Annotated in this window: 27 protein-coding genes; 19 read left to right on the top strand and 8 right to left on the bottom strand. The window is 47.5% G+C overall.

The window, feature by feature from the left end; all coding sequences use genetic code 11:
- Window positions 1–27 precede the first annotated feature (27 nt).
- Both H3L97_RS04140 and H3L97_RS04135 read left to right on the top strand, forming a co-directional pair.
- The gene (locus H3L97_RS04140; RefSeq protein WP_097113893.1) at window positions 28–990 is read left to right on the top strand and encodes a Slam-dependent surface lipoprotein; all 963 of its coding nucleotides are present in this window, start codon (window positions 28–30) and stop codon (window positions 988–990) included.
- A gap of 208 nt (window positions 991–1,198) precedes the next feature.
- Window positions 1,199–3,658 (top strand): TonB-dependent hemoglobin/transferrin/lactoferrin family receptor, encoded by a 2,460-nt coding sequence (locus tag H3L97_RS04135; RefSeq protein ID WP_097113892.1) that lies wholly within the window; start codon window positions 1,199–1,201, stop codon window positions 3,656–3,658.
- A 129-nt stretch (window positions 3,659–3,787) separates the two neighbouring features.
- On the opposite strand, the gene H3L97_RS04130 is transcribed toward H3L97_RS04135, so the two are convergent.
- On the bottom strand, window positions 3,788–6,967 hold the full coding sequence (locus tag H3L97_RS04130) for a calcium-binding protein (protein ID WP_097113891.1): 3,180 nt from the start codon (window positions 6,965–6,967) through the stop codon (window positions 3,788–3,790).
- Window positions 6,968–7,075: 108 nt separating this feature from the next.
- Between H3L97_RS04130 and H3L97_RS04125 the strand changes: the two genes are divergently transcribed.
- On the top strand, window positions 7,076–7,684 hold the full coding sequence (locus H3L97_RS04125; RefSeq protein ID WP_097113890.1) for a DUF4440 domain-containing protein: 609 nt from the start codon (window positions 7,076–7,078) through the stop codon (window positions 7,682–7,684).
- Between the two features lie 93 nt (window positions 7,685–7,777).
- Here the strand turns inward: H3L97_RS04125 and H3L97_RS04120 are convergent, their stop codons facing one another.
- Window positions 7,778–8,158 carry a hypothetical protein gene (locus H3L97_RS04120; protein ID WP_097113889.1) on the bottom strand — a complete coding sequence of 127 codons (381 nt, stop codon included), beginning with the start codon at window positions 8,156–8,158 and terminating at the stop codon, window positions 7,778–7,780.
- Window positions 8,159–8,207: 49 nt separating this feature from the next.
- Window positions 8,208–9,221: a quinone-dependent dihydroorotate dehydrogenase gene (locus H3L97_RS04115; protein ID WP_097113888.1), complete on the bottom strand. Its 1,014-nt coding sequence runs from the start codon at window positions 9,219–9,221 to the stop codon at window positions 8,208–8,210.
- A 139-nt stretch (window positions 9,222–9,360) separates the two neighbouring features.
- Between H3L97_RS04115 and H3L97_RS04110 the strand changes: the two genes are divergently transcribed.
- Together H3L97_RS04110 and H3L97_RS04105 are read left to right on the top strand one after the other, a co-directional pair.
- Window positions 9,361–10,209 (top strand): RnfABCDGE type electron transport complex subunit B, encoded by an 849-nt coding sequence (locus H3L97_RS04110; protein WP_371271241.1) that lies wholly within the window; start codon window positions 9,361–9,363, stop codon window positions 10,207–10,209.
- A gap of 100 nt (window positions 10,210–10,309) precedes the next feature.
- The gene (locus H3L97_RS04105) at window positions 10,310–10,528 is read left to right on the top strand and encodes a glycine zipper 2TM domain-containing protein (protein WP_097113886.1); all 219 of its coding nucleotides are present in this window, start codon (window positions 10,310–10,312) and stop codon (window positions 10,526–10,528) included.
- A gap of 246 nt (window positions 10,529–10,774) precedes the next feature.
- Here the strand turns inward: H3L97_RS04105 and ccsB are convergent, their stop codons facing one another.
- The 4 genes from ccsB to H3L97_RS04085 all read right to left on the bottom strand — a co-directional run bounded on the left by ccsB (window position 10,775) and on the right by H3L97_RS04085 (window position 15,185).
- Window positions 10,775–12,043, bottom strand: coding sequence for a c-type cytochrome biogenesis protein CcsB (gene ccsB / locus H3L97_RS04100; protein ID WP_097113885.1), 1,269 nt, complete (start codon window positions 12,041–12,043; stop codon window positions 10,775–10,777).
- A gap of 24 nt (window positions 12,044–12,067) precedes the next feature.
- Window positions 12,068–12,499, bottom strand: coding sequence for an MAG6450 family protein (locus H3L97_RS04095; protein ID WP_097113884.1), 432 nt, complete (start codon window positions 12,497–12,499; stop codon window positions 12,068–12,070).
- A 5-nt stretch (window positions 12,500–12,504) separates the two neighbouring features.
- Window positions 12,505–12,963: a Panacea domain-containing protein gene (locus H3L97_RS04090; RefSeq protein ID WP_097113883.1), complete on the bottom strand. Its 459-nt coding sequence runs from the start codon at window positions 12,961–12,963 to the stop codon at window positions 12,505–12,507.
- 272 nt (window positions 12,964–13,235) lie between these two features.
- The gene (locus H3L97_RS04085) at window positions 13,236–15,185 is read right to left on the bottom strand and encodes a cytochrome c biogenesis protein ResB (protein WP_224446406.1); all 1,950 of its coding nucleotides are present in this window, start codon (window positions 15,183–15,185) and stop codon (window positions 13,236–13,238) included.
- A 253-nt stretch (window positions 15,186–15,438) separates the two neighbouring features.
- Here H3L97_RS04085 and H3L97_RS04080 point away from each other — a divergent pair, with 253 nt between their 5' ends.
- From H3L97_RS04080 to H3L97_RS04020, 13 genes are all read left to right on the top strand, one after another.
- Complete coding sequence (locus tag H3L97_RS04080) at window positions 15,439–15,684, top strand: hypothetical protein (protein ID WP_097113882.1); 246 nt, start codon at window positions 15,439–15,441, stop codon at window positions 15,682–15,684.
- 50 nt (window positions 15,685–15,734) lie between these two features.
- A complete protein-coding gene (locus H3L97_RS04075; RefSeq protein WP_097113881.1) occupies window positions 15,735–16,217 on the top strand; it encodes a TlpA disulfide reductase family protein in 483 nt (160 codons plus the stop codon).
- 67 nt (window positions 16,218–16,284) lie between these two features.
- On the top strand, window positions 16,285–16,566 hold the full coding sequence (locus H3L97_RS04070) for a YbeD family protein (RefSeq protein ID WP_097113880.1): 282 nt from the start codon (window positions 16,285–16,287) through the stop codon (window positions 16,564–16,566).
- A 39-nt stretch (window positions 16,567–16,605) separates the two neighbouring features.
- Window positions 16,606–17,214, top strand: a complete 609-nt coding sequence (lipB, locus tag H3L97_RS04065) for a lipoyl(octanoyl) transferase LipB (protein ID WP_097113879.1) — start codon at window positions 16,606–16,608, stop codon at window positions 17,212–17,214.
- A 20-nt stretch (window positions 17,215–17,234) separates the two neighbouring features.
- Entirely contained in the window at window positions 17,235–17,750 is a 516-nt protein-coding gene (locus H3L97_RS04060) for a hypothetical protein (RefSeq protein ID WP_097113878.1), read from the top strand.
- 88 nt (window positions 17,751–17,838) lie between these two features.
- The gene (locus H3L97_RS04055) at window positions 17,839–18,552 is read left to right on the top strand and encodes a J domain-containing protein (RefSeq protein ID WP_097113877.1); all 714 of its coding nucleotides are present in this window, start codon (window positions 17,839–17,841) and stop codon (window positions 18,550–18,552) included.
- Between the two features lie 37 nt (window positions 18,553–18,589).
- Window positions 18,590–19,576, top strand: a complete 987-nt coding sequence (gene lipA, locus H3L97_RS04050) for a lipoyl synthase (protein ID WP_097113876.1) — start codon at window positions 18,590–18,592, stop codon at window positions 19,574–19,576.
- Window positions 19,577–19,750: 174 nt separating this feature from the next.
- On the top strand, window positions 19,751–20,890 hold the full coding sequence (gene hflX / locus H3L97_RS04045; RefSeq protein WP_097113875.1) for a GTPase HflX: 1,140 nt from the start codon (window positions 19,751–19,753) through the stop codon (window positions 20,888–20,890).
- Window positions 20,887–21,408: a hypothetical protein gene (locus H3L97_RS04040; protein WP_097113874.1), complete on the top strand. Its 522-nt coding sequence runs from the start codon at window positions 20,887–20,889 to the stop codon at window positions 21,406–21,408. Before hflX ends, H3L97_RS04040 begins: the two co-directional genes overlap by 4 nt.
- Window positions 21,409–21,412: 4 nt before the next feature.
- Window positions 21,413–21,934, top strand: coding sequence for a hypothetical protein (locus tag H3L97_RS04035; protein WP_097113873.1), 522 nt, complete (start codon window positions 21,413–21,415; stop codon window positions 21,932–21,934).
- Window positions 21,935–21,956: 22 nt separating this feature from the next.
- A complete protein-coding gene (gene pyrF, locus H3L97_RS04030) occupies window positions 21,957–22,703 on the top strand; it encodes an orotidine-5'-phosphate decarboxylase (RefSeq protein WP_097113872.1) in 747 nt (248 codons plus the stop codon).
- Between the two features lie 29 nt (window positions 22,704–22,732).
- Complete coding sequence (rfaE1, locus tag H3L97_RS04025; RefSeq protein WP_097113871.1) at window positions 22,733–23,698, top strand: D-glycero-beta-D-manno-heptose-7-phosphate kinase; 966 nt, start codon at window positions 22,733–22,735, stop codon at window positions 23,696–23,698.
- The gene (locus tag H3L97_RS04020) at window positions 23,695–23,994 is read left to right on the top strand and encodes a DUF2818 family protein (protein WP_097113870.1); all 300 of its coding nucleotides are present in this window, start codon (window positions 23,695–23,697) and stop codon (window positions 23,992–23,994) included. The genes rfaE1 and H3L97_RS04020 overlap by 4 nt, the downstream gene beginning before the upstream one ends.
- Window positions 23,995–24,061: 67 nt before the next feature.
- Here the strand turns inward: H3L97_RS04020 and H3L97_RS04015 are convergent, their stop codons facing one another.
- On the bottom strand, window positions 24,062–25,000 hold the full coding sequence (locus tag H3L97_RS04015; RefSeq protein WP_097113869.1) for a D-2-hydroxyacid dehydrogenase: 939 nt from the start codon (window positions 24,998–25,000) through the stop codon (window positions 24,062–24,064).
- Window positions 25,001–25,226: 226 nt separating this feature from the next.
- Here H3L97_RS04015 and H3L97_RS04010 point away from each other — a divergent pair, with 226 nt between their 5' ends.
- Window positions 25,227–26,729 carry an alanine/glycine:cation symporter family protein gene (locus tag H3L97_RS04010; RefSeq protein ID WP_097113868.1) on the top strand — a complete coding sequence of 501 codons (1,503 nt, stop codon included), beginning with the start codon at window positions 25,227–25,229 and terminating at the stop codon, window positions 26,727–26,729.
- The last annotated feature ends 61 nt before the right edge of the window (window positions 26,730–26,790 follow it).

Here is a 26,790-nt window from a genome sequence, read left to right as displayed (position 1 = left end):
TTGTTGATTTTAGGAATGTGAAATCTTATGAAATTTCAAACCAAATTGGGTGCAGGCATTTGCCTGTCGTGGTTATTGAGTGCCTGCTCGGGCAGCAGCATTGAAGAACCCAAAGTGTTTGTCAGCCTCAACACCGCCCAAGCCGTGAGCGAAAGCCAAGTTCAAACCCAAGACAGCAGCCGCGCAACCGTATCCACCCATGGTGGCGAAGTGCTATCGGCAGGCAGCCTGATGGTGTACAAAACCCCCGATGGCAAATATTACCCCTTGGGCGAATCCAATACCCTCATACGTCCCGTGTATTCATCGCCCGACAAAACCTTTGGCACCAAACAATACATGCAAAACACCGACAACGGCGGCAAACTGTTTGCCTGTTGCACAGGCGCAGGGGTAGATGTGCCAGCCGCCCACGTCAAAAGCAGCTACTACGGCGCATGGTTGGCAAAAGACGGCACAAGCAGCCTGTTTAGCGGTGGCGTGTTGGCAGACCCTGCCCATATGCAAGGCGGTGCCAACAATCCCAACAAAGGCAAAGCCAGCTACGATGTGTTGGCGGTGCGCGTGAAAAATGGCGAATTGGTCAATTCATCCTACACACCCAAAAACGCCAACCATGCCGATGCGCCCACCGTCATTTCACGCCTAACCGTCAATTTTAATACGGGCAAACTGGGCGGCACAATTTTGGGCAACCGCGATTTTGGCAATGACATTGTGATGAAAGACGTATCGGTAAACGGCAACACCTTTCAAGGTTCAGCCGTTTCAGGCAGCGCAACGGGCGCGGTAGAAGGCGCATTTTATGGCGCACAAAGCACTTGGAGCCAATACACCGCCCAAGACCGCCATTCGGGTAACGAAATAGGCGGCATTGTGAAATTTGGCAATGCCAATTTGGACGCGGCATTTGGCGGCTCACGCACCGCATTGGACACCACCACCACGTCCACCGATTTGAACCCATTGAGCAATGGCGAAAACCGATAATCGCATTTCAGGCAGCCTGAAACCTTTGCAAAACTCGGTTTGTAGGGGCAGATTTCATATCTGCCCCGTTTAGGTTCGCAGAAATTTTCATTCTTATCAATAAATTGAAAAAAGGGCGGATATGAAATCCGCCCCTACGTCAGTTTAAAAGTAGGTTTTGCAAAGGTTTCAGCCTGAAAATCCCCAAATCAATTTTTAGGATTAGATGATGAAAACCCCCTTTAAATTGGGTGCAATATCCCTGCTGGTGTTGCACGCCTTTCCCGTTTATGCAGACGACAGTCCCCCCAACAACAATCAAGAATTGGAAACCGTCAAAGTACGCGGCAAACGCACACCCGCACGTTTGGGCGAAAACAAAACCAAACGCGAAAAATTAGACCAAAATTTGGTACAAGACATACGCGACATGGTGCGCTACGACCCATCGGTCAGCGTGGTAGAAGGCGGACGTGGCGCATCCAACGGCTTTGCCATTCGCGGCGTGGACAAAGACCGCGTGGCAATCAATATAGATGGATTGGCACAAGCCGAAAGCCGCTCATCAGAAGCCTTTCAAGAATTGTTTGGCGGCTATGGCAATTTCAACGCCAACCGCAACGCCAACGAATTGGAAAACATCGCCGAAGTAGCAGTGAAAAAAGGCGCAGATTCCATCGGTTCAGGCAGTGGTGCATTGGGTGGCGCAGTTGAATTCAAAACCAAATCGCCCACCGATGTGGTCAGCGAAGACCAACCCTTTGCCGCCTCCGCCAAAACAGGCTACACCAGCAAAAACCGCGAAACCATGACCTCAATGGACGTGGCAGGACGCATCAAAAATCTGGACGCACGTTTGGTCTATACCCACCGCCACGGACACGAAACCAAAAACCACCCCGTCAGCCAAGACACCCACAACGTCATCGCCCAAGGCGAACAAATCGGCGACCGCAAACGTGGCGAAAGTGTTTACAATTTAGGGGCTTATGGCAAATTACGCAGTTCGCCCGACCCACAACATTATCGTTCCAAATCCACCTTGTTTAAATTGGGCTATCATCTCAATGAAAACAATTACCTGCTTGGCACATTTGACGAATATCGCCAAGACCGCACCACCCACGAATTGTCCAATTTATGGGGTTCGCGCAGCTATTCAGGTACCGAGCCTTCCAATGAGCAACGCCGCCGCCAAGATGTGACCTACACCAAACGGCGCGGCATAGCCTATGAAAATCGCGCCGAAACAGGCTTGTGGGACAAGCTGAACGTGGGCTACGACAAACAAAACATTCAGATGAGTACCATGACATGGGACATTCCCGTCAATATTGCCCAAACAGGGGTCAATTCGGAAGTGTTGTACATGTTTCGCCGCATCACACAAGACACCGCACAATGGTATGCCAAAGCCGATAAGGATTTGAATTTCAATAAAATCCAATGGAATATGAGCTATGGCATAGGCGGCAGCAAAGCCACCAATCAAAACGACAATTTTTCAGTCAGCGTGAAAGCCTTTGCGCCCACCATGCTCACCAGCAATCGCGGCGACAGCGAATTTTTGATAGAAGCCCAAAGCAAAAAACACCACGCATTCATCAACAATGTGTTTCGCGTGGGCGATTTTCGCATTGGCGTGGGGGGGCGTTATGATTGGATTAAAATGTCCACACTGCCCAATGATAAATTCATCAAAGCCATGACGCAAAAGGGTTTGAACGATGCCACCGCCAAATTCAAATCGGGCAACACGGCTTTGAGCTTGGATTGGCAATTTGCGCCAAATTGGGCGGTGCAAAGCAAGGTTTCCACCGCGTTTCGTGCGCCCACCACCGATGAAATGTGGTTGGCATTTCCCCACCCCGAATTCAATCTGAAAGCCAACCCTGCCTTAAAAGCAGAACAGGCACGTAATTTTGAATTGGGTTGGGCTGGTGGCGGTAAATGGGGCAATGTACAGGTGTCGGGTTTCCAAACACGCTATAAAGATTTCATTGATTTGGCGTATTTGGGCAATGAAACTTTGGAATATTTTGACGGCAAAACAGGCACGTTCCAGCCCGAAGTGTCGGGACAAAAAGCCCCCACTTATCAAAATGTGAATCAGGATAAAGCCACCATCAAAGGCGTGGAATTGAATGGCAGGCTGAATTTGGGGCATTTTGGTTTACCACAAGGCACGTTTGGCACGCTCACCGCCAGCTACCAAAAAGGCAACATGACCAAAGGCAATGGCGAAAAAGCCGCCATGAATGCCTTGCAACCTTTTGGTGCGGTGCTGGGTTTGGGCTATGAACACCCTGAACAAAAATGGGGTTTGACAACCAACATCAGCTACACCAAGGCAAAAAAACCGTCTGATACCATACACAGCAATGAGGATGTACGCAATCCGTGGCCTTATGCGCGGCATGGCAAAAATTACACTTTGGTTGATGTGTTGGGGCATTACAATGTGGGCAAACACCTGACGGTACGCGCTGGGGTGTTTAATGTGTTGAACAAACGCCATTTTACTTGGGATAGCTTGCGCAGCATTCGTGAATTTGGCACGGTCAATCGTGTGGATAATTGCAATAACAGCAATGGCGCACCACAACACGCCACTTGCGCCCACAATGGCATTCAGCGTTTTACTGCACCTGCTCGTCATTTTGCATTAAGTTTGCAAGCGAAATTTTGATTCAGCTCTCTCTCCCTGCTGGAAAGCGTTGTAGAGAGGGTTGGTTGAGCAGCATACCCTCCCCCCAGCCCCCTCCCATGGGGAGAGGGGGTAAAGTTACTTAAATTTATCAATGACTTTTATCTGGATTCAGGCAACGATGGCTGCCTGAATGCTCGCCAGCGTTTGGCTGTCGTCAAAGCGGGCAAAAACGTGTAAATCATTGGATTGGCTGGATTTGTATGCCAATGTTTTGCTGTCGTCTTGCCAAATCAGGGCGGATTGGTTTTGGAATGCTGCTGCGTTTTCGCCCAAAACATCTGACCATTTGAAATTGCCATTGCGGTCGCTGAACAATTCGCGGCTGGCGGAAAAATCCAGTTTATCGTTGGCATTTAAATCGCTGACAATATTCAGGCTGCCTGAAAGCAAGCTGGACGCGGTAAATTGGAAGGTATCTGTGCCATCGCCACCCACCAACACGGTTTGGGCATTGCCTGTTTGCAAAACATCATTGCCTGCGCCACCAAATAAAATTTGGGCGGTATCGCTGCCTGAAAGTGTGTCGTTACCATGTGTGCCGTTGATGATTTTGCTGCCTGAATCCAACCAAGTTTGCCATTCAGTGTGGTTGGCAATGCCCAAATTGATGTTTGTGCCTGTGGGGGCATAGGTTAAATCATTGCCTTTGGCGGTGGGCGACAAAAGGTAGCCTGTTGCACCCAAAAAGGCGTGGTTGTCATCGGTGGTGTGGGTGGCGGCAACCGCCAAAATGGGGCTGTCCCATTCGCTGCGTGCCACAAAGCTGCTGACTTCCACCATGTCATCGGCATTTTGCCAGTTGCTGCCGAGCTTGATTTCCAAATGGTCGGAAAAGCCGTCTCTGTCTGTGTCTTTGCCGTTGAGCGCGGTGGCTGTGCGGAAATCTGTGCCGATGCGTTTTTCTTGGTAATCGGTTAAGCCGTCTTTATCGGTGTCGTCTTCAAGATAGTTTTTGTCAATGCGATAACCTTTACTGAAATGCTGCTTAATGCTTTCATCTTTTTCGTAAAAGCTATTCATATAATGTTTCCCCCATAAATCGCCACTTTTGAATGTGAAATTTGTGGTATTGGGGTATTTGCCTAATCCGCGAAAACCAGCCATAGCAAATGCAATGGTCGGGCTAACCAATGCTGTGCCAATGACTGCGTGCCATGGAATACCTGCGCTTACCCATTCTTTATCAATCACATACGAATTGCTTTTCAGCTTGTTTACGGTTTCGGTTTTATCGCTGTTGTCTATCCAGTCTGTTTGATAAAACTGCTCACTGGTTTCCAATGCTTCTTGTACACTGAGGCTTGAATTTTCACTTGCCGTGATTTTGGCAGGATTGAAAATGGCATTGTGTTTAAATGCAGTACGGCGGTCTGCGGTTTGTTGCATGGTGTATGCTGAAAAATACTGCGACAAATAACCACCCAAAGATTGCCCTGTGGAATAAACATTTTTGGGTTGGTATTTTTGCATTAAATTCGCAGCAATTTCTTCAAAACCTGAAACTTGGTCGGGTTTTCCCTTAAATGTCAGTTGTAGGTCGCTCCATACATCAGCCAATCGGGTGGGTTCCGTACCACGAAATGCCACCACCACATTTTCATAGCTGCCATTGGCTTTTTTACCATTACCAAAAATGGCATAGTCCAAACCATTACTTTGGCTTTCGGCTTCTAAAACTTCCCATTTGCCAATGGCTTCATCATTGAGTGTCAATTGGTTCAAAAAATAATTTTTATCTGACCAAAAACCCTTTTTCAAAGATGCTTGTTCTATGGCTGCCTGATTTTTATCATTGAATGCTTGTTTTAAAATATCGCCGTCTGTATATGCCAAACTCGCAAACATACGCAAATCACGCTCCGATACGTCCCAAGTGTTCGGATTGCGGTCAAATGCGTCAATCACGCCATCGTGGTCGCTGTCGGGTGCGTAAGCTGCCACAATGTTGTTTTCAATCGCGGTTTCGCCTTTGGCAGAAATGTAGCGTTGCAATATTTCGTTTTCATTTTTGAGTATTTTGGCGGTATCCAACAGATTTTTGCCGTCAAATGTGTGGGCGGTGCTGCCTGAAACGCTGTCCATTTTGCCAGATGCATAAATAATCTGTGTTTCTGTAGGTCTGCCAACTTGATATACATCACCAATGGCGTGTTGTGCTGTATTGCCGAATTTATCGGTCGCCATCGCGCTCACGTCCACGCGGTTTTCGCCCAATTTAGCCACCATTTCGCTGGCTGGCACGGTTAAAGTCCAAGAGTTGCCCGACACTTTTGCCGTTTTCATTTCGCCACCGTTGATTTGTACGCGCACAACGGCACTCGCGTCCGCGTCCACACCGTTCAGGCTGCCTGAAAGGGTTACGGTTTGCGTATCGGTGGTCAATTTGTCCGCCATTTTGTTGAGCGTCACTTGGGGCGTGGCAATGTGCGTGTCCACAAAATATGCCGCCGCCAGCAATTGACCTTGCACCGTTTTGCCATTCGCTTGTGATATGGCACCGATTTCAACTGCATTTTCGCCTTGTTTTTGCACCAGCTCGCTGCCTGAAAGCGTTAAAGTCCACTTTTCGCCCACCGTTTGCGCCTTGTGGTTTTTGCCGCCTATGTTGAGCGACACCGTGGTTTGCGTGGCATTGGGGTCGGCTTTCAGGCTGCCTGAAAGCACAAAAGATTGATTTTGATTGCTTTGGCTGATATTGGGTAAACCGTCCCAACCCACAATTGGGGCAGTAAGAGTGGGTTCCGCGTTTTGTGTGGGTGTGGCTGATTCAGTTGGTTTGTTTGCCAATGAAGTTGCCGAACCATTTGTGGGCGACACAGATGGCACATTGGTTTTTGTTGGCGATGGTGTTTCAGGCTGCTTGGGGGCGTTGTTTGCCACATCATTGTTTTGATTGGCAGCGTGCTGATTTTGGGGAGATGGGGATTTGCGCCCACCGCCACCGCCAGCTACCGCCGCGCCCACACCACCCAGCAGCAACGCGCCACCCAAAATTTTCCAGCCAGCCCCATCGCCAGCCGATGACACGGTGGACGCTTGCACCGCCGCATGAGTCGCCACTTCATGTGGCACATCAACCACAGCAGCAGGAGCAGCAGGAGCAGCAGACGGTGCCACAATCGGTGTTTCAGGCAATGCAGGGGCAAATGTCGCTTCCTGTTCCAGCTCGCCCCATAATTGGCGTTGGCGGCGGCGTTTTTCTTGTTCTTCGGGCGACAAATTGATGGGTTGTAAATCAATGATTTCATGATTTTGTTCGTGTGGCGCGATGTGATTTGTGGCTTTCATATTTGTCTCAAAAAATTGCAGAACGGGCATTTTACATAAATTTGCTAAATTTTGTAAAATGCCCTAATATAGCTACTCTATTCTCAACCACAATACAAAGGAAAAAACATGAAATACGCAAAAACCTGCGCTGTATTGACCTTGGCAACCCTGCTGGCAGCCTGCGGTGGCGGCAACAAAGAAGCCAAAGCACCCAAAAAACCCGCTCACGATGAAAAACCTGCGGTTCAGGCAGCCGCACCTGTTGCCACCGCGCAACAAAACGCCGTGTGCCGTGCCACCACCGATGATGAAATCGCCAGCCTGTTTGACCGTTGGAACAATGCCCTGAAAACAGGCAAACCCGCCAATGTGGTCGCCAACTACGCCAACGATTCCATTTTGTTGCCCACCGTGTCCGACAAAGTGCGTTACAGCCCTGCCGAAAAAGAAGATTATTTTGTGCATTTCTTGGAAAAATCGCCCGTGGGTGAAATCAACGAGCGTTACATTCAAATCGGTTGTAACACCGCTTTGGACGCGGGTGTTTACACCTTTACCTATTTGAAAACAGGCGAAAAAGCCACAGGTCGTTACAGCTACACCTATAAATGGGACGGCAACCAATGGTTGATTACCAGCCACCATTCATCGCTGATGCCTGAAAAATTGTTGGCAGCCGCCAAAGCAGCCAAACCTGCTGCACCTGCTGCCGCAAGTGAAGTGCAACAACACTGATTTTTCTGCATAGCCCGAAACCTTGGCAAAGGTTTCAGACCCTAAAAAAACGCTGCCTGAATCCCAGTTTCAGGCAGCGTTTTTGGCTGATTTTTATCGGAAAGTCGGTTTTTGCGCTTTACGCCATTCGTAAAAATAGCCCAATACAGTTGGCACGGCACTCAACAGCAATTTAAACCACCAAGCGGTGTACCACGGTAAAGCGGCAGGGTCGGCACCGCCACGCATTGCCCAGCCGTTGAACCAGCACCACCAGCACGCCACCCATGCACCCAATGCCAGTGGATAAGTCATCGCATTGAGTTTGCCCACGCGCCACAGCCAAAATACCGCCACCGCCCACACCGCCGTGCTGCCTGTAACCCACAATATCGTGCTGATGCCCACGCCTGTGTATGCCGCCAACACATAAGTCAGCCCCACCCAAATGGCAAACAAAATTGCCATAATCAATTCTTCTGGTTTGTTGAACATTTTGTATTCCTTGTTTGATTGATGATGTTGTTTCAGGCAGCCTGAATGTTCACACGCGCACCGCATTCACACATTCGCGCACCAAATCCGTGCCACGATAAACCATGCCACTGTACACCTGCACCGCCGTTGCGCCCAAAGCCAGTTTTTCCTTGGCATCGCTGCCTGAAAGCACGCCGCCTGCCCCAATCACAGGCACTTTACCGCCCAAATGTTGCACCAAATTGTGCAACACCGCATTGGCTTTTTCGCGCACAGGCGCACCGCTCAAACCGCCCTGTTCTTGGGCGAGTGGGTGGTTGCCCAACACGGTTTTGTCGGTGGTGGTGTTGGTGGCAATCACACCGTCCATTTCGTTTTGCAAGACGATTTGGGCGATTTCGGCGATTTGGTTTGCGTCCAAATCGGGGGCGATTTTCACGGCAAGCGGCACATATTTGCCATGCGATGTGTGTAATTGGGCTTGACGGTTTTTCAGGCTGCCCAACAATTTGTTCAATTCATTGCCGCCTTGCAAATCGCGCAGATTTTTGGTGTTGGGCGATGAAATGTTTACCGTGATATACGATGCGTGGGCATAGGCTTTTTCCAAGCAAATCAAATAGTCATCGGTGGCGTTTTCAATGGGGGTGGTGGCATTTTTGCCGATGTTGATGCCCAAAATGCCATTGAATTGGGCTTGTTGCACATTGTGTATCAAGTGGTCTATGCCCAAATTGTTGAACCCCATGCGGTTGATGATGGCTTCATGCTCGGCAAGGCGAAACAGACGCGGTTTGGGGTTGCCTTCTTGCGGACGTGGCGTTACCGTACCGATTTCAATAAAGCCAAATCCCAAATCAGCCAAAGCATTGATGTATGCCCCGTTTTTGTCCAAACCTGCCGCCAAGCCAATCGGGTTGGGCAAATCCAAGCCCATCAGTTTGGTGGGGCGCGTGTGGTTTGGCACAATGGGCAGCATACCCAATGCGTGCGCCCGATTTAAGGCACCCAGTGCCAAATGGTGTGCTTGTTCCGCGTCCATTTTGAAAATGAGCGGGCGCAAAATTTCATAAATGGTCATGATGGGCTTTCTGTGTGTTAATTTTCGTAATTATAGCGTAAAACGGTTTCAGGCAGCCATTTACCGCAAAAGGCTGCCTGAAACCGCATTTTTTGGTATGATTGCGCCCCTTTGAATTTCAAATGTTTTTTGAATCATGATTCCCATTCACGCCGAACAAATCAACCAACTTTTGCCCCAAACACAATGCCGCGAATGTGGCTTTTCAGGCTGCCTGCCCTATGCCCAAGCCCTTGCCCAAGGCGAAACCACCACCAATTTATGCAGCGCAGGCGGCGAAACCGTAGCACAAGATTTGGCAGATTTATTGGGCGTGGCATACCAAAGTCCCGTCAAAATCCAAGCCAAAGTGTTGGCGTGGATAGACGAAACCGTGTGCATAGGCTGTACCGCGTGCATACGCGCATGTCCTGTTGATGCGATTATGGGCGCGTCCAAATACATGCACACCGTGTTGGCAGATGAATGCACAGGTTGCGGTTTGTGCGTGGCACCCTGTCCCGTGGATTGCATACACTTGCAGCCCGTGGCAGACGCATTTTTACCGCGCAATCGCCATTTGGCAGACGAAAATGCCCACGAAACGCGCTTTCAGGCAGCCAGCCACGCCCAAGCGCGTTACCAATGGCACACCCAACGCAAAGCCCGCGATGACGCAGAACGCCGCGCCAAAATCGCCCAACGCGAAGCCGCCACCCAATCCCTACAACAACAAAAACCCGCACCACAAAGCACATTCAGCCCAGCCGATTTGATTGCCCAAGCCATGAAAAAAGCCCAAGCACAACAAACACAAAGGGTAGAAACCAACAACCGAGACCATTTCCGCGAAACACAAATCCGCAAAGCCCAAGAAAAAGCCACATACAGCCGCGCCATGCACAAAATGCAATACGGCAGCGACAGCGAAAAAGCCGAAGCCCTACAATGGTTGCGCCAATACAAAGCCGAACAAGAACGCTTACAAGCTGAAAAAAGCGCGTCCTAATGCAAAAAATTTACGCGCCTTTGCACATTTTCGCGCGATATTGTGCGATACTTTTTGCAGCAACAGCATTTATTTCACAACCCATTTTTGGAGCAACATCATGAAACACACTATTTTGAAAACTTTGGCAGTTGCCAGCGTAGCCATTTCTTTGGGCGCGTGTTCATCTTACGGCACAGGTTTGAGCAGTCAGCAAACCAATGCGGCTTTGGGCGCGGTGGCAGGTGGCGTGGTGGGCAACCTGATTGGTGGCGACACAGGCGCAACTTTGGGTGGCGCAGCTTTGGGCGGTGTGATTGGCAGCCAAATCGGTAAATGATTGAATTTGCCACAACCATTCAGGCAGCCTGAAACCTCAACCAACCCATTTCAAAACACATACAGGGGGCAGATTTCATATCTGCCCTTTTTTATTGATTGATAAAGCCATGTGGTGTGCAACTTGTTGCACCAAATCCATTTTTTAAGTGAATGAACCCTAAATTGAAAAGGGGCGGATATGAAATCCACCCCTACATCAGTTTAAAAGCAGGTTTTGCACAGGTTTCAGGCTGCCTGAAAATTATTACAAACTGCCGTATGAATGCAAACCCGTTAAAAACATGTTCACGCCCACAAACGCAAATGCCGTAATGAACAAGCCAATAATCGCCCACCACGCCAGCACCTTACCGCGCCAGCCAGCCACCAAGCGCAAATGCAGCCAAATCGCATAATTCAACCACACGATAAATGCCCAAGTTTCTTTCGGGTCCCAGCTCCAATAGCGTCCCCAAGCGTCTGCCGCCCACAATGCGCCCAACACGGTGGCAATGGTAAAAAACAAAAATCCCACCGCAATGGCTTTGTACATTGCTTCTTCAATTTGGGCGGCATCGGGCAGCCATTTTATGCCGCGCAATGCCAACAGTTCCGCCACACCAAACGCCGCCGCCATGCAAAACGCACCATAGCCAATAAAATTGGCTGGCACATGAATTTTCATCCACCACGATTGCAAAGCAGGGATAAGTGGTTGAATTTCATGCGCCCCACGTTCCCAACTGTACCACAGCGTGAATGCCACCAAAGCCACCATAATGGTGTACACAAACACGCCCAATTTGTGCATGGTGAATTTGCGCTCATAATACAAATACATCAAACCCGTAATCACCATAAACAAAATAAACACTTCATACAAATTGGATACAGGGATATGCCCCGCGTCTGGGCGCAACAAATAGCTTTCGTGCCAGCGCACCAGCAAACCCACAAAGCCCGCAAACGCCGCCGACCACGCCAAACCCGAAGCCATGCCCAGCAACAAATTCGGTTGGGGCGAAACGCCATTTTCAGGCAGCCTGCGTTCTTGTTTCCACGCCACGATTGCACCCAAAGCGTACAAAACAAAAGCAAAAATCGTTAAAGCCGATTGCCACATAATCGCCGATTGGCTGCTCAACAAATAGCGCAACAAAAATTTGCCTTGTGGCGGTTCACCAGCGTGGGCGATGTTGCCGTTGTACAAACCCACCGCCATGTATGCCAAAGCCACGCTGCCCAAAATAAACCAACGCATGGGCTTGAAAAACCAACCCAAAGCGGTGGCAATGGCGGCACTTGTCCACAAAATGGCGACTTCATACACGTCCATGTGGTGCGGCATTTTGATTTGCACCAGCACGGCAATCGTGAGTATGGCAATGGCAAACAGCCAGTCGGTTATGGACAGATTTTTCCACCACGCTTTTTCGCGCAACAATTCGTGTTGCGGCAAGCGCGTGGTGGGGGGCGTTTCGGCTGTGCCGTGTTCAGGCAGCCTTTCGTTGAGTGTAGGGGTGTGTTCATTCATAATTTATTGCTCATTATTTAAAATTTATTTGGAATGTTTTTCATGTGTGGGGTCTATCATAAAAATAACAAAATAGCCATCTTCGTAAAAACCGAACAACCTAAAAGGCTTCCTATCTTTGCCATAGTGATAAATTTCACGTTCAGTATGTTCATCAAATGGTTGATTGTGGTCGCGCACTCCGCATTTATCCCATTTAGAAATAGGGATACTGACAGTTTCAGAAACACCACCTTGTTTGCGTAAAAACAGTTTATCTACTTCTGTAATACTTAAATCTTTACCAATGGTTTCATCTAAAAAATTTTGAAAATCTTTGGCTGCTTTTGAATTACTTAATTTTTTAAAATCAAAACCATTTTGCATTTTATCTGCCAAACGAATTTTGAATTTAATTTCACGTCTATCCAAACAAACGCCCTTTTGTGGTGCTGTTCTGGAGTCCAGTTGTCCCATTGAAATTAATCTCCCTGATATAATTTGCCATAAAATGCCCTCATATCATCAGGCAAAATGATTTCTTGTGATGCATCACCATGGTTAGCAGCTGCTCTATCACGAGCTAAAATCCAAGGGGCATCTTGATGAGTCAAGGCTTCCAATTCATTGGCAGATTTATCCCCATAAGTTTGCCAAACTGAATAAAGTACATTTAATACAGGCTCATTATCAGCGAATATATTTTCACATCCAGTTAGCATTGGAATATTATTCCAACCATATTCTTTGTATTTTTGATACAATTCTTTTGAAACAGGACCATGTCGCCATGCTTGAAATTGCGTGTCATTTACTAAGCCTTTTTTTAACAAAGTTTGCGTCCACGCTTCTGCGTAATAGCACAGTTTTTGTAGTTTTTTAGGAGACATAGTAGCTTGACTTAAAAACCAATTTGCAACATCAAAAATAGAATAAGACATGATTAACACTCCAAAATGTGTAATAAAAATTTATAAAAGAAATGGTGATTTTCAGGCAGTCCGAGAGTTTACCTGAAAAACCCTATTGGTTGCCTGAAAATTGATGTGTTTAAGATTAAATTTATTGGGGAAATTGATTTTCAGGCAGCCTGAAATCTTGATTTTGAAATGCAAGCGTTGAGCATCAAGGTATTTGGCTTACTTTTTTAAAAAGTAAGTCGCCGAAGGCAAAACCCACTTTTGATAGGTCAATCAAAGGCTGCCTGAAAAACTCATTTTTCCCTGTTTTCCCCCAAATCCCGCGCCAGCGTTTCCAATTTTGCCAAATGTTCGGGAAATTCGCGGTTCAAATCACGCTCGTTGCGGCTGGACGACATGGCAAATCGCGCACCATTTTTATCCCACAAAAACCATGCCCGTTTTTCGCGTATGTAAAACATGAAAATCACGCCCAAAGTCAAAAACAGTGAACCGATGTACACCAAGCTCGCCCCTGGGGATTTGGTCATTTGCAAACCCGACATGTTCACTTGTTTGAAACCGTCCAGTTGCAACAACACGGGTGCGGTAAAGCGGGTCATGGCGGTGTAGCCGTCCAAGCTGTTTAAAATAAAGCGATTGCGCTCTTCGCCAGCAGGCATTTCAGGCAGCCCTGCTTGGCGCAAGGCGTGGTCGAGTGCCACATTCATTGTGCCATACAAAATTTGGTACATGAACTCGCCCGTTTTTTGCTGGTCGGCGGCTGGCACGGTATTTTTGATGTGTTCGTTAATCGCAAGGTAGCCGCCTTCGGCAAATTGGCGCAACAGGTTTTCCACCGCCATTTTGAATTGGGGACGCGTGGCTTCGTTCACATTCAGCACCGACATCGCCACAATTTTATCGCGTTCAGCAGGCTGCAACAGGGTGTGGCGAAATGCCATGAAACTGTCCAATTTGCGGTTGTGGTCGGCTGGAATCATCAGCCAGCGATAGGGGTCGTTCACATTGCTGCGCTCGCCTGTGGCGTAAAACAGTGCGCCTTCGCGTTGCAAGGGCAGCATGTAATTCACATATTCGTGTGCTTGACCTGCATTGTCGCGGATTTTGTAGGTGATGGTTGGTCCCACATTTTGGAATTTTTTGTCTTGATTGACGCTGCGTACTTCGTGCATTTTGTTTTCAGGCAGGCTGTCGTTGTCGCGCAAATTTTCCACGTTAAACACGCGCAATTCGCCAAATTCCAATTTGTATTGTCCCGCGCTGCCCAAATCCAAAGGGAATTGGCGTTGCGACACCGCCTTCAATTCAGCAGGCTGGCTGAAACCGCCCAAATGCCAGCTTTTGAGCGTGATGTCCGAACCGCCATCGCCATAGCTGGATTGGTAAATGGTGATGCCGTTTACCGTGAGTGGGTGATTGACGCGTATGGTTTTTTCAATTTTTGCGCCTGTTTTTTTGTCGGTAACGATGATGTCGCTGGCAAAATCTTTGGGCATGCCTGTGTCGTAAAATTCCACAAAAAACTTTTTCAATTCCAATGTGAATGGCAGTTTTTGTAAGAGTAAGCCTTTGTCGGCATTTAAAAAAGTTTGGTCTATGGTTTGACCTTCCACCACTTCGGTGTTGCCGCGAAAGGAAATGTTGTTTTCGCTCAATGTGCTTTCGGGCTTGAAATCGCGCGCAAACAGGCTGGTGGTATCGGCTTTAATCTGCCCTGTCATCATGCCCACTTTGAGCAGCAAATTGCTGTCAATCAAGCCGCCCACGCAAATCACAATCAGCGCAAGATGGGCAAAAATGTAGCCCCATTTGTTCATTGCCCCCTTTTTGGCAGCCACGATGACGCTGCCATCTTCGCGCTGTTCGGTTTTGGTTTGAAAACCTTGAATTTTCAAATATTGTTGCACAATTTCCGCGTTCAGGCTGCCTGAAAGCGTGGCGGTGTGTTTCATGTGTGCCAATGATTTGGCGGTGGCGTTCAGGCGAAACGATTTCATTTCACGCAAATAAGTGGGCGTGTTGCGCCACACACACAGCCCCGTGGAAATGACCAAAAACAACATAATCACCACAAACCACGATGAAGCATAAACATCAAAAAGCCCCAAAAAACCAAATATTTCCGCCCAAAATGCGCCAAATTGCACCACATAATTTTGTGGCGGCTGATTTTGTTGCACCACCGTGCCAATAATGGACGCAATCGCCAAAATGGACAACAAAGCCACCGCAAAACGCATGGAACTCAAAAAAGCAAACCATGGACGGCGAATCAAAGGAAGGGAATTTTTGGGCGCAGTGTGATTCATAAAATGTGGCGATAAAAAAAGCGTTATTTTAACCCCTTTCAGGCAGCCTGAAAGCCCCTTGCCCTTGAAAAAAACAAACAAGCCCATATCAAAAGACAACCACAAAGCCAAAAAATTGCTATAATTCCAAAAGGACTATTTTGCAGTTTAAACCATTTTAACAATTAAAACAGGAACTAGGATTATGGACATTGAAATTGCCAAGACACAATTTGTGCGCTTATGGGAAATTCAGAACCAATTGTTGCTCAACGATATTGATGTGGAATTGCGTACCGCCCTCACCTATGGCAAGCGCGAATGCACCGTTTATATTGGCGATGCCACTTCCATGAAAGACGTACAAGCCTATTACCAATTAAAAGGCTTTGCCTGCCATTTGGACGAAGACAAAAAAATCATGGTCATTAGCGGCTGGGCATTATCATAAACATTTTAAACAACACACACACCTTCAATCATCAAGGAAATCAAAACAATATGAAAAAATTATTATTAAGCAGCCTTTTATTGGGCATGATGTCGTTGGCAAACGCAGGCGATTTTGTCAATCACGCCAACAACAAACCCATTGACATTCCCACCAAAGGCAAACAAATTCAAGTGTTGAATTTTTGGGCATCGTGGTGCGGTCCCTGCCGCAAAGAAATGCCCGCCATGAGCGAATGGTACAAACAAAAAGGCAAAAAAGAAAAAATCGCCATGATAGGCATTGCCATTGACCAACCACAAAACATCACCCAATTTTTGAAAACCACGCCCGTGAGCTACCCCATTTGGCGTTACACAGGCAACGACAGTCGCCAACTCATGCAATCACACGGCAACAAATTGGGCGCATACCCCTTTACCGTGGTGCGCATGCCCAACTGCTCAACCACTTGGACAACCGTGGGCGAATTGTCCATTGAACGATTGGAAAAATCCATTCAAGGCGTGAAAAATGCTTGTTTAAAAGCCTAATTTGAACCACACAAGCTGCCTGAAATCGTTTCAGGCAGCTTTTATCTTAAATCGCAAGAGCCACACCATGAACCAAGAAAACCATCAAGAAAAACAATCGCTCATCGAATTTCCCACCGATTTTAATTTGAAAATCATGGGCGCGGAACACCCCGATTTTGTATCCGAAATTTTAAAAGCCATTCAACAACATGCGCCCAATACCAACGAAAGTCATGTGAAATTGCGCCCCAGCTCGGGCGGCAAATTTGTGGGGGCAACGGTAACGGTTCATGCCGAAAATCAAGAACATTTGGACAACATTTATCGTGCCGTAACATCACACCCTATGGTTAAAGTGGTGTTTTGATTTTCAGGCAGCCTGAAACATTTTTCTGAAAATAAAATCATGAAAATCAAAAAATTGGGCAGACAAGAATACGCGCCCGTGTTTGAAGCCATGAAACACTTCAACGACACGCGCACCGAATCCACCGAAGACGAATTGTGGGTGGTGGAACATTTTCCTGTTTTCACACAAGGGCTTGCTGGCAAAGCGGAACATTTGTTGCGCCAAAGCCACATTCCCGTGGTGCAAATTGACCGTGGCGGACAAATTACCTATCACGGTTTGGGACAAGTGGTTGTTTACACAATGATAAACTTTAAGCGCAGAAAACAGGGTGTGCGCCACATTGTTTCCGCTTTGGAAAATGCGATTATTGCCACACTTGCCGATTATGGCATTACCGCCGCCGCCGACCCACAAAAACCAGGGGTTTACGTTGGGGCGCGGAAAATCGCGTCTTTGGGATTGCGGATTAAAAATGGCTCGGTTTATCATGGGCTTGCGCTGAATGTGAACATGGATTTGTCGCCGTTTCAGCAGATTAATCCTTGCGGCTATGCGGGCATGGAAATGGTGCAAATGGCGGATTTGTTGCCGCAAAATCAAATGCCCACTTTTGACGAAGTGGCGGATAAATTGACGGCACATTTGGTGCGCGAATTGGCGTAGTTTTTCAGGCAGCCTGAAACATGAACCACCTCCAATTACCCCATTGGCACGCACCCGAACAAGTGCGCGATATTTTGCTGAATTTACCCGATAAAAAACGCAACCGCGCTTTATATGAACTGATTTGGCTGTTTGACTTTGATTATCCACAAGATGCAAGAGAATACGAAAATCAACTCGCCACACTGCGTCTGCTTTGGCACGACCCGCGTTTTCAAAGCTTGGAAAACATCAAATATTGGTTGGAGGAAGTGCTCAATGGCAATCCGCAAGCATGGCTTATCTTGCAGCCTGAAATCATACCTCTGTTGGACGTACTCCACACCGAAACCCGCTCTGTCTATGGCGACCACGGCGGTATGACCCAAAGCACGGAAATTTTAGAACCCTTTATTACCCAAATGTTTGCGTACAATACACCAGCCGCGCACGATGTCATATGGGGTTGCCTGTATTGGCATAAAACACTGCGCCAAATCCGTCCAGACTGGGATAACTGGTTAAAAAACATGATTCAAAACAAGCAAACATCATGATTTTCAGGCAGCCTGAAAACCCTTTGTGTATTGATAAAAACAACAAATGAATGTGTCATAAACCACAATCCATTTAAGGGGATGATCCATGAATTATTATGAACAGTTGGGCGTACATCATGATGCGTCTTTAAATGAAATTGAACGCGCCATTAAATCAGCAGCACAAACCCAAAAAATAGACATCAATACCTTGCGCCAAATTGCCAACACTCTGCGAAATCCCGAACAACGCCGCCAATACACACAAGAATTGCGCCGCACCCAACCTGATTTTTTCAAAGCAGAAGTGCTGAATGTGGATAACGAACCCGAAGTTGCCCCTGCTCCACACCGTAAAAGCAAAAAACGCGGGCAAATAGGTGGGGAATCACTCAATTTATTAAGCCGAAAATTTTTGATGGCGGCATACATTATGGGTTTGGTGGGTTGTTTATTGCCATGGGTAAATACAAATTTGATGAGCATACTGGTTAAAAATTCTTTTTTTGGGAATTTTATGACGGGTTATTTGGCTTGGAATTATCCTGTGATGTGGGTGGTAGCGATTGTTTTGGGCATTAATTTGTATCAGATATTGCGTTCGGATTGGGACGAACAACCTGCCCCCAGCCTAGTTAAAAAACTGTGTTTATCTGTTTCCATGATTTCCTGCGTGTTTTTATTTAAAAGCAAATTTCATCCAGAGCAGGCTTATTCATTTTTATTTGGCGCGTATTTGGTTATGGCAGCAGCCGTGTTGATTGTTGTCAGCCATTGGATAAAATCCGAAACAGAAATGTCATCTTTTCAGGTAGCCTGAAAATATTTTTTAATTTAAAAGACAAAGAGTTAAAATTATGACCACCGAAACCACCAACCCCCTAGACAATGCCCAAGGCGTAAAACACAAAGGCGCAAGCAAAACCGCGCGCATTCCGATTAAAATCGTGCCTTTGGAACAAAAACTGAAAAAACCCGAATGGATACGCGCCAAAATTCCAACAGGTAAAAAATTCTTTGAAATCAAGAATATTTTGCGCGACCAAAAAATGCACACCGTTTGTGAAGAAGCGTCTTGCCCCAATATTGGCGAATGTTTCAGCAAAGGCACAGCCACATTCATGATTATGGGCGACATTTGCACACGCCGTTGCCCGTTTTGCGATGTGGGACACGGTCGCCCCAATCCGCTTGACCCCGATGAGCCAAAAAATTTGGCAGAAAGCGTGGCGGCAATGGGTTTGCGCTACGTTGTCATCACTTCAGTGGACAGGGACGATTTGCGCGATGGTGGCGCACAGCATTTTGCCGATTGCATCAACGCCATTCGTGAACGCAGCCCGAATACGAAAATTGAAATTCTCGTGCCAGATTTCCGTGGGCGTTTGGACATTGCCTTGGACATTTTGTCCAAAAATCCGCCCGATGTGATGAACCACAATTTGGAAACCCACCCGCGTTTGTACAAACAAGCGCGTCCCGGTTCGGATTACAAGCATTCTTTGGAATTGTTGAGAAGATTCAAGGAAATGCAGCCACATATTCCCACCAAATCGGGCATTATGGTCGGCTTGGGCGAAACGGACGATGAGGTGCGCGAAATCATGCGCGATATGCGTGAACACAATATTGAAATGATTACCGTTGGGCAATATTTGCAGCCGTCTGACGGACATTTGCCTGTGTTGCGCTATGTTACGCCCGATATGTTCAAGCAATTTGAAAAAGAAGCCTATGAAATGGGTTTTACCAATGCGGCGATTGGCGCGATGGTTCGGAGTTCATACCATGCCGATGTGCAAGCGGAAGAGGCTTTGAAAGAAAGCGGTTGCGGTCATCATTGATTGCTGCTTTTCAGGCAGCCTGAAACCTTTGTTACACCGCATTGTGTCGGGGCAGATTGCATATCTGCCCCATTTTTGTGTCAAATTGATGGCGATTTTTATCGTGCAAGTTCATCGTGATGTGGCGGTATCCGCGTTATAATAAGCGCATTTTTGTTTCAGGCAGCCTGAAAAATGACCCGATTTCGCACCGACAAATCCCTAGAACACGCCGAACGCATTATGTTGGTTTCGGTTTTATTATCAGACACTTATTCAGGCAGCAATGAAAGCCGTGAACGTCAATTTCAGGCAGCCTGCGCCGAAGCAGCCGAATTGGTCAAAGCCACAGGTGGCGATTTGGTTTGCACCGAAACCGCCAAACGCGACAAAGCCCACACCGCCCTGTTTGTCGGCACGGGCAAAGCCGAAGAGTTGGCACAAAAAGTTCAAGAAAATCAAATTGAATTGGTGGTTTTCAATCATGAATTGTCGCCAACCCAAGAGCGCAATTTGGAAAAAATCCTACAATGCCGCGTGCTCGACCGCGTGGGCTTGATTTTGGCGATTTTCGCCCAACGCGCCCAATCGCAAGAAGGCAAATTGCAAGTGGAATTGGCACAATTACAACATTTGTCCAGCCGATTGGTGCGTGGATACAAGCACTTACAAAGTCAAAAAGGCGGCATTGGCTTGAAAGGGCCGGGCGAAACGCAACTGGAAACCGACCGCCGTTTAATCCAAACCAAAATCACACAATTACGCAAACAGCTAGACCAAGTCAAAAAACAACGCGAAACACGCCGAAAAGCGCGACTTTCAGGCAGCCTAAAAACGTTTGCGATTGTGGGCTACACCAATGCAGGAAAATCCACCTTATTCAATCGCTTAACCAAAGCCGATGTGTTGGCAAAAGACCAACTTTTCGCCACTTTGGACACCACCGCAAGGCGCGTTTACCTCAACGAAAACGCCAGCGTGATTTTGACCGATACCGTTGGTTTTGTTCAGGATTTGCCGCACAAATTGGTGTCGGCATTTTCCGCCACTTTGGAGGAAACGGCTTTGGCAGACGTGCTGTTGCACCTTGTGGACGCGGCTGACCCCGAGTTGGAACGCAAAATTCAAGACGTGAACGCGGTTTTGGCGGAAATTAAGGCGGACAAAATTCCGCAAATTGTTGTTTACAATAAAATTGATTTGCTGCCTGAAAACGAGCAAAATTCAGGCTACCTGAAAAATCATTTGGGCGAAACGATTGCCGTGCGCGTGTCTGCTGTAAGCGGTGCGGGTTTGGCGGATTTGCGTGCAACTTTGACGGAGCAAGCATCATGAGCAGAAAAAAACCTTTCAGAAAACCCAAAAAATCTTTGAAATTAAGCACCTTAATTTGGCTAACGTTTTTCTTTTTGTTTATGGGATTGGTGGGATTGCCCTATTTGAATACGCACCGTTACGATGAAAACAATCCGCCACCACACACTTTTCTGATTGTTTTGGGGGAAGTCAATCGCGTTACGCCACACTTTATCACCTATGCAGATTTGCAAAATAAGTCCAATATTTCAGGGCTTTTGACGGAAGACGCGCAATTTCCCTATCAAAATTTGGACGCAGAATTCAGAAAACGCGGTAAAAACACATACGAATTGAAACTGAAAAGCGAAATTTTCACCCAAATTTTTCAGTACAAAGTGGACGAAGCCAATCAAAAAGTCGTACCCATTTCTTTCAGAACAACGGGTTGGATTATTTGGATGTACGCGCTGTTTTATTTGATTGTGGCGACCGTGTTGATTGCGATTGGGCAATGGTTGCGTTTTTGGTGGAAAACTTCATTTGCAAAAGACTGATACCATGAACCGAAAACACAAACACAAGAAAAACAATAAATCATTTCAAATCATGACGTTAATTGGCTTATTGTTTTTCTTTTTGCTGATGGGGGGCATGGTGTTACCGCGTTGGCACACCCATGTTTTTAATGATAAAAATCCTGCGCCCAAGCCTTTTCCAATCGCAACCCGATTGTTTGACGACCAAACTGTCCCCCATATTATCTTGTACGATGATTTTGATTTGAAAGGCGATATTACCCGACCATGGGAGCAGAATGCACAATTTCCACATCAACATTTTGATGCAGAATTGAATGTTGCACACAATCACGTTTATGAATTGAAATTCAAAACCAAGTTGTATCAAGCCGTTTATCGTTACCGATTTGATGCAAAAAATCAAAAAATCATACCTTTATCACATCAATTAACGGGTTGGTTTATGTGGTTGGATGCGCTGATTCATACGATTGTTGCCGCCGTTTTGATTACACTGGTGCAATGGTTCAGATTGAAATGGAAACAGAAAAAAGCTTATTGATTATTGAAAAAAGGACAATAAAATGAACCCTTTAATTTTAGATGCCCCATCTGAAAACACCCCCACGCCCGTGATTGTGGCGTTGGATTTTGCCAATGAAAATGAGACTTTGCATTTTGTTCGTCAGCTAGACCCCAGCTTGTGCCAGTTGAAAATTGGCAAGGAATTGTTTACCGCCACAGGTCGGCATTTGGTGGAAAAGCTGATACATCAAGGTTTTAAGGTGTTTTTGGATTTGAAATACCACGACATTCCCAACACGGTCGCGCAAGCCTGCAAGGTCGCGGCAGACATGGGCGTGTGGTTGGTGGACATGCACGTTTCGGGCGGCAGACGCATGATGGAAGCGGCTGCCGAAGCCCTTGCCCAGCACACACATCGCCCCAAATTGATTGGCGTAACCGTGCTGACCAGCATGAGCGAAAGCGATTTGGCGGAAATTGGGCTGCCTGAAAATCCGCAAGATTTGGTGTTGAAATGGGCAAAATTGGCGCAAAATTCGGGCTTGGACGGTGTGGTGTGTTCCGCGCAAGAATCGGCTTTGTTGCGCCAAAATTTGGGCGATGATTTTTGGTTGGTTACCCCTGGTATCCGCTTGGACACCGCCCACAATGCAGACGACCAACGCCGAATCATGACACCCAAACAAGCACTTGCAGCAGGTTCTAGCTATTTGGTCATGGGGCGACCGATTACCCAAGCCGATAATCCTGTGGCGTTGTTGCGTGAAATCAATCAGCAGGCGGCGAGTCTTGTTCAGGCTGCCTGAAAACCCATTTAACGAAATAATGAAATAAAATGAAAAATTTACCCCAAATCTCTCAATTTCAAAATGCCAAAGTTTTGGTGGTGGGCGATGTGATGCTCGACCGCTATTGGTTTGGCGATGTGAGCCGCATTTCGCCAGAAGCCCCTGTTCCCATTGCCAAAATTGGCAAAACCGAACACCGCGCAGGCGGTGCAGCCAATGTGGCGCGTAACATTGCCGCTTTGGGTGGGCAAGTGGCGTTGTTGTCGGTGTCGGGCGATGATGAGGCGGCGGATACGCTTGCCGATTTGCTGGCGCAAGATGGCATTGCCAACCACATTTTACGCAGCCAACACGCGCCCACCACGGTAAAATTGCGCGTTTTGTCCAGAAATCAACAGCTTATTCGTTTGGATTTTGAAGAAAATCCCGATTCAGGCAGCCTGAACGATGTGTTGCAGCAATTTGGCAAATTGGTGGGGCAATATGATGTGGTGATTTTGTCCGATTATGGCAAAGGCGTGTTGAACCATGTGGCGGTGATGATTGCCACCGCGCGCGCCATCGGCAAACCCGTGTTGATTGACCCCAAAGGCAGCGATTACGACAAATACGCCAACGCCACCTTGCTCACGCCCAACCGTGCCGAATTGCGCGAAGCCGTGGGCAGTTGGTACAGCGAAAACAGCCTCACGCGCAAAGCCCAACAATTACGCGAAAATTTGGGCTTGGAAGCCTTGTTGCTCACACGCAGCGAAGAGGGCATGAGTTTGTATCGCGAAAACCAAATTGACCACCAAGCCACCCGCGCCCAAGAAGTGTACGATGTTTCAGGGGCGGGCGACACCGTGATTGGGGCGATGGGTTTGTGTTTGGCGGCAGGTTTCAGCCTGCCTGAATCTATGCACATTGCCAATGCGGCGGCTGGCGTGGTGGTGGCAAAACTCGGCACAGCCGTGTGTGGCTTTGACGAATTGACGGCGGCTTTGGCGCAAGAACAGGAAAGCACATCATGACTGCCCCCATGTACACCCTCTTGATTTTGACCTTGATTTTTGCCAATTTGCCTTTTATCACGCAGCGCGGATTGGGTTTTATTGCATTGAAAAACAAAACCATTTTGCACCATTTGGGCGAATTGGCATTGGGTTTTGTGTTGATTGGCGCATTGGGCTATGTGCTGGAAAGCCGTTCGGGTATGGTTCACCGTCAAGGCTGGGAATTTTATGTTGTGGCGATTTGCCTGTATTTGGTGGCGGCATTTCCTGCCTTTGTGTGGCGGTATTTTTGGCACGGTCGCAATCGCGAATGAACCGTTGGCGCATCGCAAAAGCAGCCTGAAAACACATTGCGGTTTTCAGGCTGCTTGGTTTATGTTGTTACAGCACGTTTTGCGGTGTGCCTGCCACAAACAAATTCACGTTTTTTTCCATAATGTTGGTCATGTTTTCAAGGGCTTCGCTGCTTGCCCATGCCATGTGTGGGGTAACAATCAAATTGGGCAAATGCGCCAACAGGGGATTGCCTTCGCGTGGCGGTTCGGTGGTCAGCACGTCAAAGCCTGCGCCACCCAGTTTGCCGTATTTTAAGGCTGCCAACACGGCTTGCTCGTCTGCCAATCCGCCGCGTCCCACATTGATTAAAATGGTGTGGGGTTTCATCGCTTGCAATTCGGCTTCGCCTATCATGTTTTGCGTGTCGGCATTGAGCGGACAATGCAGCGAAATGAAATCGGCTTGTTCAATGGCTGCCTGAAATGGCACATAGCCCTCGCGCACGGTGGTGGCATTTTTGTGTTCGCCAAAAATCACGTTCATGCCAAAGGCTTGTGCATAGCCTGCCAAAGTTTTGCCAATGTTGCCGCGACCAAAAATCGCCAAAGTTTTGCCGTTCAAATCGTGAATGGGCGCACCATAATGGCAGAAAAAGGGCGCGTTTTGCCACACACCAGCCGCCACATCGCGCATATAGGCAGGCAAATTGCGGCTCAATGCCAACATCATCATGAAAGCGTGTTGCGCCACGCTGTCGTTGCCATAGGCGCGGACGTTGCACACGGTTACGCCTGCGTTTTTGGCGGCAGGTAAATCAATGTTGTTGTAGCCTGTGGCGGCAAGGCAAATCAATTTCAGATTGGGCAATTTTGCCAAAAGTTCTTGATTGAAAACCACTTTATTGGTTAATACGATGTCGGCATCTTTCACGCGCTCGTGGGTTTCTTCGGGCGAAGTCAGGGCGTATTCCACATATTCGTGTTCAAAATCAAAGTGAAATGGGCGTGTGGGCAGGGTGTCGCGGTCTAAAAAAACGATTTTCATGGGAATTTTCCTTTTGATGATGGGGGAATGCGTTTTCAGGCAGCCTGAAAGCCATTTGCGATACTACCATAAGCAGTGCGCTTGTGGGCGAGTGTTTTGGGGCAGACATGGCACGCTGTTTTTGTAAATATGATTTAAATGATGTAAATATTGTATTAAAATTGCACGTTTTTGCAATTAAATTGCTTTCAGGCAGCCTGAAAGCCTTTTTTGGAGAGATGATTTTATGTACAACAAAGACGTTTCTTGCTTTGCGCAAGAAGGCTTTTTTGAAAGCGTGCATTGTTCGGTCAATGCCATCAGTTCGCCCTTGTGGGATTGGCTGATTTGGATTTTGTTGGGTGTGGGTTTGTTTTTCAGCATCAGCACAGGTTTGGTGCAGTTGCGCTTGTTTTTACGCAGCATCAAAGAAATCAAAGGCAGCCGACAAAACGCCAACGACCCACACGGCATCACCGCCTTTCAAGCCTTTGTAACAGGTTTGGCAAGCCGCGTGGGTACGGGCAATATTGCAGGGGTTGCCATTGCCATTACCGCAGGTGGCGCAGGTGCCGTGTTTTGGATGTGGGTAACGGCTTTAATCGGCATGGCATCGGCATTTGCAGAATCAAGCTTGGCGCAATTATTTAAAGTGCGCGACAAAGAAACAGGCTTATTCCGTGGCGGGCCCGCTTATTATATCGCACACGGTTTGGGACAACGTTGGTTGTCGGTGTTGTTTTCAGTCAGCCTGATTTTGTGTTTTGGCTTTGTTTACAATGCCATTCAAGCCAACACCATTGTACAAGCCGTACAATCTGCCGCCAGCATGACCCCATCGCACGGCGTGAGCGAAGAAACATGGGACAACTACAAACACGGCATTGCCGCCGTATTGGTTATCATGACCGCCCCAATTATTTTTGGTGGCGTAAAACGGGTGGCGCGTGTTGCCGAAGCAATCGTGCCATTGATGGCTTTGCTGTATTTGGGCGTGGCATTGTTTGTGATTTTGACCAATTTGGGTGGCATTCCCAAAATGTTTGCGTTGATTTTTGAAGATGCGTTTACCGTCAAAGCGGCAGGTGGCGGCTTGTTGGGTGGCTTGATTTCACAAGCGATGATGATGGGCATCAAACGCGGTTTGTATTCCAACGAAGCAGGTCAAGGTTCTGCGCCCAATGCGGCGGCGGCGGCTGATGTGAAACACCCCGCATCGCAAGGTTTAATTCAAATGCTGGGCGTGTTTGTGGACACGATGTTGGTGTGTTCGGCAACCGCATTCATCATTTTGTTGTCGGATTTTCAAGCCACGCCCGAATTGAGCGGCATTCAATTAACGCAGGCAGCCTTATCCAGCCAAATTGGTGCTTGGGCGCAACAATTTTTGGCGGTCATTTTATTTATGTTTGCGTTTTCCACCATCATTGGCAACTATGCTTATGCAGAAACCAACGTGCGCTATTTGCACGGCAATGCGGCATTGATGACGGTGTTTCGCATGATTGTGTTGGCATTTGTGTATTTTGGCGCGGTGGCAAAAGAAGCCGCCATTGTGTGGGATATGGGCGATTTGAGCATGGGCATTATGGCACTCATCAATTTGATTGCGATTGCATTGCTGTATAAACTGGTGCTGCTGTTGCTGAAAGATTACACCAGCAAAGTGAAAATGGGCAAAACCGAACCCGAGTTCAAATTGAGCGAACACCCCGTTTTAAAACGCAAAATCAAAACCGATATTTGGTAAGGCAATAACAGGCTGAAACCTTTGCACAACCCATTTATCAACTGACAAAGGGGCGGATTTC

Source organism: Alysiella filiformis, from assembly GCF_014054525.1.
In the GTDB taxonomy this organism is placed as follows: domain Bacteria; phylum Pseudomonadota; class Gammaproteobacteria; order Burkholderiales; family Neisseriaceae; genus Simonsiella; species Simonsiella filiformis.
Note: the sequence above shows the minus strand (reverse complement) of the source record. Positions and strands in the feature narration are given on the sequence as shown.

Excerpts from the sequence above, each read along its gene's own strand:
- H3L97_RS04010 (WP_097113868.1), top strand. The coding sequence starts at position 25,227 with ATGTACAACAAAGACGTTTCTTGCTTTGCGCAAGAAGGCTTTTTTGAA.
- H3L97_RS04060 (WP_097113878.1), top strand. The coding sequence starts at position 17,235 with ATGAACCACCTCCAATTACCCCATTGGCACGCACCCGAACAAGTGCGC.
- pyrF (WP_097113872.1), top strand. The coding sequence starts at position 21,957 with ATGAACCCTTTAATTTTAGATGCCCCATCTGAAAACACCCCCACGCCC.
- lipA (WP_097113876.1), top strand. The coding sequence starts at position 18,590 with ATGACCACCGAAACCACCAACCCCCTAGACAATGCCCAAGGCGTAAAA.
- H3L97_RS04140 (WP_097113893.1), top strand. The coding sequence starts at position 28 with ATGAAATTTCAAACCAAATTGGGTGCAGGCATTTGCCTGTCGTGGTTA.
- H3L97_RS04120 (WP_097113889.1), bottom strand. The coding sequence starts at position 8,158 with ATGTTCAACAAACCAGAAGAATTGATTATGGCAATTTTGTTTGCCATT.
- H3L97_RS04015 (WP_097113869.1), bottom strand. The coding sequence starts at position 25,000 with ATGAAAATCGTTTTTTTAGACCGCGACACCCTGCCCACACGCCCATTT.
- H3L97_RS04075 (WP_097113881.1), top strand. The coding sequence starts at position 15,735 with ATGAAAAAATTATTATTAAGCAGCCTTTTATTGGGCATGATGTCGTTG.
- H3L97_RS04125 (WP_097113890.1), top strand. The coding sequence starts at position 7,076 with ATGAAATACGCAAAAACCTGCGCTGTATTGACCTTGGCAACCCTGCTG.
- H3L97_RS04070 (WP_097113880.1), top strand. The coding sequence starts at position 16,285 with ATGAACCAAGAAAACCATCAAGAAAAACAATCGCTCATCGAATTTCCC.
- H3L97_RS04130 (WP_097113891.1), bottom strand. The coding sequence starts at position 6,967 with ATGAAAGCCACAAATCACATCGCGCCACACGAACAAAATCATGAAATC.
- H3L97_RS04115 (WP_097113888.1), bottom strand. The coding sequence starts at position 9,221 with ATGACCATTTATGAAATTTTGCGCCCGCTCATTTTCAAAATGGACGCG.
- H3L97_RS04055 (WP_097113877.1), top strand. The coding sequence starts at position 17,839 with ATGAATTATTATGAACAGTTGGGCGTACATCATGATGCGTCTTTAAAT.
- H3L97_RS04090 (WP_097113883.1), bottom strand. The coding sequence starts at position 12,963 with ATGTCTTATTCTATTTTTGATGTTGCAAATTGGTTTTTAAGTCAAGCT.
- hflX (WP_097113875.1), top strand. The coding sequence starts at position 19,751 with ATGACCCGATTTCGCACCGACAAATCCCTAGAACACGCCGAACGCATT.
- H3L97_RS04040 (WP_097113874.1), top strand. The coding sequence starts at position 20,887 with ATGAGCAGAAAAAAACCTTTCAGAAAACCCAAAAAATCTTTGAAATTA.
- H3L97_RS04035 (WP_097113873.1), top strand. The coding sequence starts at position 21,413 with ATGAACCGAAAACACAAACACAAGAAAAACAATAAATCATTTCAAATC.
- H3L97_RS04085 (WP_224446406.1), bottom strand. The coding sequence starts at position 15,185 with ATGCGTTTTGCGGTGGCTTTGTTGTCCATTTTGGCGATTGCGTCCATT.
- rfaE1 (WP_097113871.1), top strand. The coding sequence starts at position 22,733 with ATGAAAAATTTACCCCAAATCTCTCAATTTCAAAATGCCAAAGTTTTG.
- H3L97_RS04095 (WP_097113884.1), bottom strand. The coding sequence starts at position 12,499 with ATGGGACAACTGGACTCCAGAACAGCACCACAAAAGGGCGTTTGTTTG.
- lipB (WP_097113879.1), top strand. The coding sequence starts at position 16,606 with ATGAAAATCAAAAAATTGGGCAGACAAGAATACGCGCCCGTGTTTGAA.
- H3L97_RS04080 (WP_097113882.1), top strand. The coding sequence starts at position 15,439 with ATGGACATTGAAATTGCCAAGACACAATTTGTGCGCTTATGGGAAATT.
- H3L97_RS04105 (WP_097113886.1), top strand. The coding sequence starts at position 10,310 with ATGAAACACACTATTTTGAAAACTTTGGCAGTTGCCAGCGTAGCCATT.
- H3L97_RS04020 (WP_097113870.1), top strand. The coding sequence starts at position 23,695 with ATGACTGCCCCCATGTACACCCTCTTGATTTTGACCTTGATTTTTGCC.
- H3L97_RS04135 (WP_097113892.1), top strand. The coding sequence starts at position 1,199 with ATGAAAACCCCCTTTAAATTGGGTGCAATATCCCTGCTGGTGTTGCAC.
- ccsB (WP_097113885.1), bottom strand. The coding sequence starts at position 12,043 with ATGAATGAACACACCCCTACACTCAACGAAAGGCTGCCTGAACACGGC.